The organism is Rhodovulum sp. DZ06, from assembly GCF_050586345.1.
Lineage (GTDB): Bacteria > Pseudomonadota > Alphaproteobacteria > Rhodobacterales > Rhodobacteraceae > JBOCEF01.
Genome location: NZ_JBOCEF010000081.1, coordinates 1 through 10,332 on the forward strand (window position 1 = coordinate 1; position 10,332 = coordinate 10,332).

The 10,332-nt window shown below is 73.1% G+C and carries 6 protein-coding genes; 3 read left to right on the forward strand and 3 right to left on the reverse strand.

The window, feature by feature from the left end; all coding sequences use genetic code 11:
* The first annotated feature begins 235 nt into the window (after window positions 1-235).
* From ACQ5SO_RS20820 to proS (ACQ5SO_RS20830), 3 genes are all read left to right on the forward strand, one after another.
* Window positions 236-1,402: a helix-turn-helix transcriptional regulator gene (locus ACQ5SO_RS20820; RefSeq protein WP_430943579.1), complete on the forward strand. Its 1,167-nt coding sequence runs from the start codon at window positions 236-238 to the stop codon at window positions 1,400-1,402.
* A 222-nt stretch (window positions 1,403-1,624) separates the two neighbouring features.
* Window positions 1,625-3,115, forward strand: a complete 1,491-nt coding sequence (locus ACQ5SO_RS20825) for an exopolyphosphatase (protein WP_430943580.1) — start codon at window positions 1,625-1,627, stop codon at window positions 3,113-3,115.
* 626 nt (window positions 3,116-3,741) lie between these two features.
* On the forward strand, window positions 3,742-5,079 hold the full coding sequence (gene proS / locus ACQ5SO_RS20830; RefSeq protein ID WP_430943581.1) for a proline--tRNA ligase: 1,338 nt from the start codon (window positions 3,742-3,744) through the stop codon (window positions 5,077-5,079).
* A 174-nt stretch (window positions 5,080-5,253) separates the two neighbouring features.
* On the opposite strand, the gene proS (ACQ5SO_RS20835) is transcribed toward proS (ACQ5SO_RS20830), so the two are convergent.
* From proS (ACQ5SO_RS20835) to ACQ5SO_RS20845, 3 genes are all read right to left on the reverse strand, one after another.
* On the reverse strand, window positions 5,254-6,591 hold the full coding sequence (gene proS / locus ACQ5SO_RS20835) for a proline--tRNA ligase (protein ID WP_430943581.1): 1,338 nt from the start codon (window positions 6,589-6,591) through the stop codon (window positions 5,254-5,256).
* A 626-nt stretch (window positions 6,592-7,217) separates the two neighbouring features.
* On the reverse strand, window positions 7,218-8,708 hold the full coding sequence (locus tag ACQ5SO_RS20840) for an exopolyphosphatase (protein WP_430943580.1): 1,491 nt from the start codon (window positions 8,706-8,708) through the stop codon (window positions 7,218-7,220).
* 222 nt (window positions 8,709-8,930) lie between these two features.
* Complete coding sequence (locus tag ACQ5SO_RS20845) at window positions 8,931-10,097, reverse strand: helix-turn-helix transcriptional regulator (protein WP_430943579.1); 1,167 nt, start codon at window positions 10,095-10,097, stop codon at window positions 8,931-8,933.
* Between the last annotated feature and the right edge of the window lie 235 nt (window positions 10,098-10,332).

A 10,332-nucleotide genomic window follows, 5' to 3' on the forward strand; every position in this document is an offset into this window, starting at 1 on the left:
TGGCGACCTCCTCTTTCGGGAGGTTGAATCAGATCGAGCCCGATTGGGGAAGCCTGTTTATGGGGACAGGCCCTAGGACTCGCCGCGCCCGCCCGCCGTGATCCCGGCGCGCCCTTGGGATATAGCGCCGCAGGCGGGGGCCGCGCCTGGGTCGATCGGCCCATGACAGGTGAATTTCTTCGATCCTCTGCAATACTGGTCCGGGGAATCACGCGAACAGGCCGGGGGCGCCTGCGTGTTCGACGACGAACAGACCAATGCCGTCCTGCGGATCTACGACGCCGTCACCGCGCCGGGGCAGTGGAGATCGGCGCTTGATCTCGTCTCGGTCCAGGCGGGCGCGCGCGCGGCGATGATCGTCACGCGCGGAACCGGGCCGGGACAGGCGGGCCGCCGGTTGATGAGCGGCGAATACCTCGCCTTCTCCAAATCTCGCCACGGCATTCTTTACATGATCGCCCACAACCGAAAGCAGAAGGGGGATTGGGCCTACCTCTCCGGCCGCCCGCTGCATGAATTCACGCCCGATACGCGGATGCACGCGGCCGAACAGCTCGACGCCCGCGGCGATTACAGGTTCCTGCGCCGCCATCTCGGGATCGGGCGGCGGGTGGGGGCGCGGCTCAGCGCCGACCGGCTGTGGTTCGATGCGATCAGCCTCGGCTTCGACGCCCGCGCCGCCGCGGCCCCGCCGCCCGAGGCGCTGGAGCGCGCGGCGCCGCTGCTGCCGCACCTGTCGAAGGCGCTGGAGCTGAGCCGCGGCTTCCTGAAGCTGCGCGCGCGGGAGAACGCCATGCTCGGCGCGCTCGACCGGGTCGGCGTCGGCCTCGCCGTGGTCGACGGGGCGGGCGGGTTGGTCCATTCAAACGCCGCCTTCGACGCGGCGCTGGGGGAAGCGGCGGGGATCGGCCGGACCGGGACCGGGCCGCTGCATTTCCGGGACGCGGCCGAGGGCGCCGCGGCGCAGGCGGCGATCGCGGCGGCGGCGGCGCTGGCCGGGGGCGACGGCGCGCGGGGCGGGGCCTGCAAGGCGACGGCGGAGTTCGAGTTCCCCCGCCGCGGCGGCGGCGCGCCGCTCCTGCTCGACATCAGCCCGCTGCGCGACGGCGCGGCCGAGATCGCGCCGGGCTTCGCGGGCGCGCTGCTGACGCTGGTCGACCCCGACGCCGCGCCCCCGTCGGGCGGCGCGCGGGTGGGCCGGGCCTACGGGCTGACCCCGGCGGAATGCGCGGTGCTCGACGGGATCCTCGCCGGGCTCTCGGACAAGGAGATCGCCGCGCGCCTCGGCAAGGCGCCCTCGACCGCCAAGAACCAGGTCGCCGCGATCCTCGAGAAGACCGGCTGCGCGCGGCGGAGCGAGCTGATCCGGCTGGTGCTGCGCGCGGTCCCGCCGGTGGGCTGAGGCGCCGCTACGTCGCGCCGTGCCCGACATCGACGAAAGACCGGGGCCGCCGCGCCTTGACCGCGCCCCCCGCCCATGTCACTTCGGCGCCCGACGAAGGGTTCCGCCCCCGTCCCGGCGCGCGCCGGGCGCGGGGGGGCGGGACCCACGGTGCAGGCGCCCCCCCCCTCGCGGCGGGGCGCTGCAGGCGCCCGGCACGGGGCGACGAGGCAGGAGCGACGCATGGGCCAGGGCATGCAGGGCGCAGCCACCAACGGACGCAAGCGCGCGCGCCGGGTCGGGGTGGTCGACGTGGGCTCCAACTCGGTCCGCATGGTGGTGTTCGAAGCCCGCCGCCGCGCGCCCGACTATTTCTTCAACGAAAAGGTGCTCTGCGGCCTCGGCGCCAGCCTGCAGGAAACCGGCCGGCTGTCCCCCGACGGCCGCCGCCGCGCCCTCGCCGCCATCCGCCGCTTCGCCGCCCTGGCCCCGCGCATGGGGCTCGACGTGCTCGACGGCGTCGCCACCGCGGCGCTGCGCGACGCCGAGGACGGCCCCGCCTTCCGCGACCTGGTGGAGCACGAGACCGGCCTGCGCCTGCGCGTCGCCTCGGGCGAGGACGAGGCCCGCCTCGCCGCCCAGGGCGTGCTGCTGGGCTTTCCGGGCGCGCGGGGGCTGGTGGCCGATCTCGGCGGCGCGTCGCTGGAGCTGTCGCAGATCGGCGAGGGGCGCCTGCTGGGGCCGGGCCGCACCTTCCCGCTGGGGCCGCTGCGCCTGCAGCAGCTGTCGGACGCGGATGTCGACGCCGCCATCGCCGAGGCGTTCGGATCGGCCCGCGACCTGGTCGGCCCGCCGGGCGGGCGGCTCTACCTCGTGGGCGGGGCCTGGCGGGCGATGACCAAGATCCACATGACCCGCGTCGACTACCCGCTCGACGTGCTGCATGGCTTCTCGATGCCGGGGCCGGAGATGCTGCGCCTGGCGCGCGACATCTCCCGCGCCGACCCGGAGGAGCTGATGGAGGAGGTCAGCGCCTCCTCGGCCCGTCTCGCGGTCACGCCGATGGGCGCGCGGGTGCTGGCGGGGCTGATCCGCGCGGCCGAGCCGTCCGAGGTTCTGATCTCGGCCTTCGGGCTGCGCGAGGGGGTGTTGTGGGAGCACATGGACCCCGCGATGCGCGAGGAGGACCCGCTGCTGTCCTCGGCCCGGGCGATGGAGGCGCGGATGTCGCGCCGCCCCGGCTTCGGCGACGCGCTGGCGGAATGGGTCTCGCCGCTGTTCCCGGGCTATGACGCGGCGAAGCTGCGCATCGTGCGGGCGGTGTGCCTGCTGGCGGACACGGCCTGGAGCGCGCATCCCGACCACCGCGACGTGGCGGTGCTGGAAATGGTGCGCCGGGCCAACCTGATCGGGCTGAGCCACCGGGAGCGGAGCTTCGCCGCCGCCGCCCTGTCGCACCGCTACCGCGCGGCGCGCAAGCTCAAGGGCAGGGCGCCCGATCTCGGGCCGCTGAACGAGGACGACGCGCGCGACGCCAAGATCCTCGGGCGGGCGATCCGGCTCGGGGCCATGCTCACCGGGTCCTCCCCCGCGGTGCTGTCGCTGGCGCCGCTGCGGGTCGAGGGCGAGACCCTCGCGCTCGACTGCGCGCCCGAGGTGCAGGACATCATGGGCGAGGTGGTGCGCAAGCGGCTCGGGTCGCTGGCGCAGACCATGGGCCTCGTGGCCGGCTGACGCGGGCCGCCGGTCGGGGGGCCGGTCGGGGGGCTGGTCGGGGGGCTGGTCGGGGGGGCCAATCAGGGGGGGCGTGCGCTCGAACCCTTGGTTCGGCGGCGCCCGGTCCCGCGCAGGTTGCGCGGGGCGCGGTGAATAGAAATTGAAGATAAGATGAAGAAAACGGCCCGCAACCGAGTTGCGGACCGTTTCCCCCCTAGACTTGGGCTGTTGTTTCGCCGGCAGGTCATGCGGCGCCTGCCGTTGGAGGAGCATACAGCATTCGGCCTGTCTTGCAACGCGTGCACGCTGGGGGCGAATTCACTCTCGATTCCCGGTATTTGCCGCGGCGCCGAAGAGGTGCGGGCAAGACGCGGCGCCCCGCGCGGACAAGCGCCGCGATGGCGCGGATTTCGCGGCTATGTGCGCCGCACCACCGGCGGGCGGCGCGGCGCTTCCGGGCGCAAGCGCAGCGCGTGCGCCGGGCGGCCGGGCCCGCCATCCGGCCGGGCCCGGCGGTCCCGAATCAACGCCTCATCGACGCCGGCCGCGCCGCGAGCGTTGCGCGCCGCCCTCCCCTCCGCTAGACCGCAGCGTTGACGGGGGCCGCCGCCCGCCGCGCCCTGACCGCCGGAGAGACCCGACAGATGCGCCTGACCCGCTATTTCCTGCCCGTGATGAAAGAGACGCCCGCCGAGGCGCAGATCGCCAGCCACCGGCTGATGCTGCGCGCGGGCATGATCAAGCAGAACGCCGCCGGCATCTATTCCTGGCTGCCGCTGGGCCTGAAGGTGCTGCGCAACATCGAGCGCATCGTGCACGAGGAGCAGCAGGCGGCGGGTCACCTGCCGATCCTGATGCCGACGCTCCAGCCCGCCGACCTGTGGCGCGAGTCCGGCCGCTATGACGCGTATGGCGAGGAGCTTCTGCGCATCCGCGACCGGCACGAGCGCGACATGCTCTATGGCCCGACCAACGAGGAGATGGTCACCGACATCTTCCGGTCGCACGTGGAAAGCTACAAGGCGCTGCCGCTGACCCTCTACCACATCCAGTGGAAGTTCCGGGACGAGCGCCGCCCCCGCTTCGGCGTCATGCGCGGGCGCGAGTTCCTGATGAAGGACGGCTACAATTTCGACCTGACGAAGGACGACGCCATCCACGCCTATAACCGCCACATGGCCTCCTACCTGCGCACCTATGAGCGCATGGGCCTGAAGGCGATCCCGATGCGCGCCGACAGCGGCCCCATCGGCGGCGACGACACCCATGAATTCCTGGTGCTGGCCGAGACGGGCGAGTCCGAGGTGTTCTACGACAAGGCGATCGAGGACCTGCACCTGGGCGACCGCGCGATCGACTATGCCGACCGCGAACAGCTCGAGGGCATCCGCGAGGAGTGGACCACCCCCTACGCCCGCACCGACGAGACCCACGACCCCGCGCTCTACGAGGCGATCCCCGAGGAGCGCCGCGTGCAGGGCCGCGGCATCGAGGTGGGGCAGATCTTCTATTTCGGCGCCAAGTACTCGGAGCCGATGGGCGCCACGGTGATCGACGCGGAAGGCAATCGCGCGCCGGTCCACATGGGCAGCCACGGCATCGGCGTCTCGCGCCTCGTGGGCGCGATCATCGAGGCGAGCCATGACGACAAGGGCATCATCTGGCCCGAGGCCGTGGCCCCCTTCGGCTGCGGCATCGTCAACCTGCGCCAGGGCGACGCCGAGACCGACGCGGCCTGCGAGGACCTCTACGCCAAGCTCTCGGCCGCCGGGGCGGAGCCGCTCTACGATGACCGCAACGAGCGGGCGGGCGCCAAGTTCAACACCATGGACCTGATCGGCCTGCCCTGGCGGATCACCGTCGGCCCGCGCGGGCTGAAGGACGGGCTGGTCGAGGTCACCTGCCGCAAGACCGGCGAGACCGAGGAGATGTCGCCCGAGGCGGCGGCGGCGAAGATCGCCACGGTGTTCGCCGGGATCTGATCCGGGCGCGCGTTGGGATAAGGGGCGCGGGCCGCGGGGCCCGCGCCCTTTGTCATGCGCGGGGTGCGAGGGGGGAGGAAGGGCATGCATGCCCTTCCTCCCCCCTCGCACCCCGCGCATGACAAAGGGCGCGGGCCCCGCGGCCCGCGCCCCTTATCCCAACGCGCGCCCGGATCAGATCCCGGCGAACACCGTGGCGATCTTCGCCGCCGCCGCCTCGGGCGACATCTCCTCGGTCTCGCCGGTCTTGCGGCAGGTGACCTCGACCAGCCCGTCCTTCAGCCCGCGCGGGCCGACGGTGATCCGCCAGGGCAGGCCGATCAGGTCCATGGTGTTGAACTTGGCGCCCGCCCGCTCGTTGCGGTCATCGTAGAGCGGCTCCGCCCCGGCGGCCGAGAGCTTGGCGTAGAGGTCCTCGCAGGCCGCGTCGGTCTCGGCGTCGCCCTGGCGCAGGTTGACGATGCCGCAGCCGAAGGGGGCCACGGCCTCGGGCCAGATGATGCCCTTGTCGTCATGGCTCGCCTCGATGATCGCGCCCACGAGGCGCGAGACGCCGATGCCGTGGCTGCCCATGTGGACCGGCGCGCGATTGCCTTCCGCGTCGATCACCGTGGCGCCCATCGGCTCCGAGTACTTGGCGCCGAAATAGAAGATCTGCCCCACCTCGATGCCGCGGCCCTGCACGCGGCGCTCCTCGGGGATCGCCTCGTAGAGCGCGGGGTCGTGGGTCTCGTCGGTGCGGGCGTAGGGGGTGGTCCACTCCTCGCGGATGCCCTCGAGCTGTTCGCGGTCGGCATAGTCGATCGCGCGGTCGCCCAGGTGCAGGTCCTCGATCGCCTTGTCGTAGAACACCTCGGACTCGCCCGTCTCGGCCAGCACCAGGAATTCATGGGTGTCGTCGCCGCCGATGGGGCCGCTGTCGGCGCGCATCGGGATCGCCTTCAGGCCCATGCGCTCATAGGTGCGCAGGTAGGAGGCCATGTGGCGGTTATAGGCGTGGATGGCGTCGTCCTTCGTCAGGTCGAAATTGTAGCCGTCCTTCATCAGGAACTCGCGCCCGCGCATGACGCCGAAGCGGGGGCGGCGCTCGTCCCGGAACTTCCACTGGATGTGGTAGAGGGTCAGCGGCAGCGCCTTGTAGCTTTCCACGTGCGACCGGAAGATGTCGGTGACCATCTCCTCGTTGGTCGGGCCATAGAGCATGTCGCGCTCGTGCCGGTCGCGGATGCGCAGAAGCTCCTCGCCATACGCGTCATAGCGGCCGGACTCGCGCCACAGGTCGGCGGGCTGGAGCGTCGGCATCAGGATCGGCAGGTGACCCGCCGCCTGCTGCTCCTCGTGCACGATGCGCTCGATGTTGCGCAGCACCTTCAGGCCCAGCGGCAGCCAGGAATAGATGCCGGCGGCGTTCTGCTTGATCATGCCCGCGCGCAGCATCAGCCGGTGGCTGGCGATCTGCGCCTCGGCGGGCGTCTCTTTCATCACGGGCAGGAAATAGCGGGTCAGGCGCATCTGTCGGGTCTCTCCGGCGGTCAGGGCGCGGCGGGCGGCGGCCCCCGTCAACGCTGCGGTCTAGCGGAGGGGAGGGCGGCGCGCAACGCTCGCGGCGCGGCCGGCGTCGATGAGGCGTTGATTCGGGACCGCCGGGCCCGGCCGGATGGCGGGCCCGGCCGCCCGGCGCACGCGCTGCGCTTGCGCCCGGAAGCGCCGCGCCGCCCGCCGGTGGTGCGGCGCACATAGCCGCGAAATCCGCGCCATCGCGGCGCTTGTCCGCGCGGGGCGCCGCGTCTTGCCCGCACCTCTTCGGCGCCGCGGCAAATACCGGGAATCGAGAGTGAATTCGCCCCCAGCGTGCACGCGTTGCAAGACAGGCCGAATGCTGTATGCTCCTCCAACGGCAGGCGCCGCATGACCTGCCGGCGAAACAACAGCCCAAGTCTAGGGGGGAAACGGTCCGCAACTCGGTTGCGGGCCGTTTTCTTCATCTTATCTTCAATTTCTATTCACCGCGCCCCGCGCAACCTGCGCGGGACCGGGCGCCGCCGAACCAAGGGTTCGAGCGCACGCCCCCCCTGATTGGCCCCCCCGACCAGCCCCCCGACCAGCCCCCCGACCGGCCCCCCGACCGGCGGCCCGCGTCAGCCGGCCACGAGGCCCATGGTCTGCGCCAGCGACCCGAGCCGCTTGCGCACCACCTCGCCCATGATGTCCTGCACCTCGGGCGCGCAGTCGAGCGCGAGGGTCTCGCCCTCGACCCGCAGCGGCGCCAGCGACAGCACCGCGGGGGAGGACCCGGTGAGCATGGCCCCGAGCCGGATCGCCCGCCCGAGGATCTTGGCGTCGCGCGCGTCGTCCTCGTTCAGCGGCCCGAGATCGGGCGCCCTGCCCTTGAGCTTGCGCGCCGCGCGGTAGCGGTGCGACAGGGCGGCGGCGGCGAAGCTCCGCTCCCGGTGGCTCAGCCCGATCAGGTTGGCCCGGCGCACCATTTCCAGCACCGCCACGTCGCGGTGGTCGGGATGCGCGCTCCAGGCCGTGTCCGCCAGCAGGCACACCGCCCGCACGATGCGCAGCTTCGCCGCGTCATAGCCCGGGAACAGCGGCGAGACCCATTCCGCCAGCGCGTCGCCGAAGCCGGGGCGGCGCGACATCCGCGCCTCCATCGCCCGGGCCGAGGACAGCAGCGGGTCCTCCTCGCGCATCGCGGGGTCCATGTGCTCCCACAACACCCCCTCGCGCAGCCCGAAGGCCGAGATCAGAACCTCGGACGGCTCGGCCGCGCGGATCAGCCCCGCCAGCACCCGCGCGCCCATCGGCGTGACCGCGAGACGGGCCGAGGAGGCGCTGACCTCCTCCATCAGCTCCTCCGGGTCGGCGCGGGAGATGTCGCGCGCCAGGCGCAGCATCTCCGGCCCCGGCATCGAGAAGCCATGCAGCACGTCGAGCGGGTAGTCGACGCGGGTCATGTGGATCTTGGTCATCGCCCGCCAGGCCCCGCCCACGAGGTAGAGCCGCCCGCCCGGCGGGCCGACCAGGTCGCGGGCCGATCCGAACGCCTCGGCGATGGCGGCGTCGACATCCGCGTCCGACAGCTGCTGCAGGCGCAGCGGCCCCAGCGGGAAGGTGCGGCCCGGCCCCAGCAGGCGCCCCTCGCCGATCTGCGACAGCTCCAGCGACGCGCCGCCGAGATCGGCCACCAGCCCCCGCGCGCCCGGAAAGCCCAGCAGCACGCCCTGGGCGGCGAGGCGGGCCTCGTCCTCGCCCGAGGCGACGCGCAGGCGCAGGCCGGTCTCGTGCTCCACCAGGTCGCGGAAGGCGGGGCCGTCCTCGGCGTCGCGCAGCGCCGCGGTGGCGACGCCGTCGAGCACGTCGAGCCCCATGCGCGGGGCCAGGGCGGCGAAGCGGCGGATGGCGGCGAGGGCGCGGCGGCGGCCGTCGGGGGACAGCCGGCCGGTTTCCTGCAGGCTGGCGCCGAGGCCGCAGAGCACCTTTTCGTTGAAGAAATAGTCGGGCGCGCGGCGGCGGGCTTCGAACACCACCATGCGGACCGAGTTGGAGCCCACGTCGACCACCCCGACCCGGCGCGCGCGCTTGCGTCCGTTGGTGGCTGCGCCCTGCATGCCCTGGCCCATGCGTCGCTCCTGCCTCGTCGCCCCGTGCCGGGCGCCTGCAGCGCCCCGCCGCGAGGGGGGGGGCGCCTGCACCGTGGGTCCCGCCCCCCCGCGCCCGGCGCGCGCCGGGACGGGGGCGGAACCCTTCGTCGGGCGCCGAAGTGACATGGGCGGGGGGCGCGGTCAAGGCGCGGCGGCCCCGGTCTTTCGTCGATGTCGGGCACGGCGCGACGTAGCGGCGCCTCAGCCCACCGGCGGGACCGCGCGCAGCACCAGCCGGATCAGCTCGCTCCGCCGCGCGCAGCCGGTCTTCTCGAGGATCGCGGCGACCTGGTTCTTGGCGGTCGAGGGCGCCTTGCCGAGGCGCGCGGCGATCTCCTTGTCCGAGAGCCCGGCGAGGATCCCGTCGAGCACCGCGCATTCCGCCGGGGTCAGCCCGTAGGCCCGGCCCACCCGCGCGCCGCCCGACGGGGGCGCGGCGTCGGGGTCGACCAGCGTCAGCAGCGCGCCCGCGAAGCCCGGCGCGATCTCGGCCGCGCCGTCGCGCAGCGGGCTGATGTCGAGCAGGAGCGGCGCGCCGCCGCCGCGGCGGGGGAACTCGAACTCCGCCGTCGCCTTGCAGGCCCCGCCCCGCGCGCCGTCGCCCCCGGCCAGCGCCGCCGCCGCCGCGATCGCCGCCTGCGCCGCGGCGCCCTCGGCCGCGTCCCGGAAATGCAGCGGCCCGGTCCCGGTCCGGCCGATCCCCGCCGCTTCCCCCAGCGCCGCGTCGAAGGCGGCGTTTGAATGGACCAACCCGCCCGCCCCGTCGACCACGGCGAGGCCGACGCCGACCCGGTCGAGCGCGCCGAGCATGGCGTTCTCCCGCGCGCGCAGCTTCAGGAAGCCGCGGCTCAGCTCCAGCGCCTTCGACAGGTGCGGCAGCAGCGGCGCCGCGCGCTCCAGCGCCTCGGGCGGCGGGGCCGCGGCGGCGCGGGCGTCGAAGCCGAGGCTGATCGCATCGAACCACAGCCGGTCGGCGCTGAGCCGCGCCCCCACCCGCCGCCCGATCCCGAGATGGCGGCGCAGGAACCTGTAATCGCCGCGGGCGTCGAGCTGTTCGGCCGCGTGCATCCGCGTATCGGGCGTGAATTCATGCAGCGGGCGGCCGGAGAGGTAGGCCCAATCCCCCTTCTGCTTTCGGTTGTGGGCGATCATGTAAAGAATGCCGTGGCGAGATTTGGAGAAGGCGAGGTATTCGCCGCTCATCAACCGGCGGCCCGCCTGTCCCGGCCCGGTTCCGCGCGTGACGATCATCGCCGCGCGCGCGCCCGCCTGGACCGAGACGAGATCAAGCGCCGATCTCCACTGCCCCGGCGCGGTGACGGCGTCGTAGATCCGCAGGACGGCATTGGTCTGTTCGTCGTCGAACACGCAGGCGCCCCCGGCCTGTTCGCGTGATTCCCCGGACCAGTATTGCAGAGGATCGAAGAAATTCACCTGTCATGGGCCGATCGACCCAGGCGCGGCCCCCGCCTGCGGCGCTATATCCCAAGGGCGCGCCGGGATCACGGCGGGCGGGCGCGGCGAGTCCTAGGGCCTGTCCCCATAAACAGGCTTCCCCAATCGGGCTCGATCTGATTCAACCTCCCGAAAGAGGAGGTCGCCA

Excerpts from the sequence above, each read along its gene's own strand:
- ACQ5SO_RS20825 (WP_430943580.1), top strand. The coding sequence starts at position 1,625 with ATGGGCCAGGGCATGCAGGGCGCAGCCACCAACGGACGCAAGCGCGCG.
- proS (WP_430943581.1), top strand. The coding sequence starts at position 3,742 with ATGCGCCTGACCCGCTATTTCCTGCCCGTGATGAAAGAGACGCCCGCC.
- proS (WP_430943581.1), bottom strand. The coding sequence starts at position 6,591 with ATGCGCCTGACCCGCTATTTCCTGCCCGTGATGAAAGAGACGCCCGCC.
- ACQ5SO_RS20840 (WP_430943580.1), bottom strand. The coding sequence starts at position 8,708 with ATGGGCCAGGGCATGCAGGGCGCAGCCACCAACGGACGCAAGCGCGCG.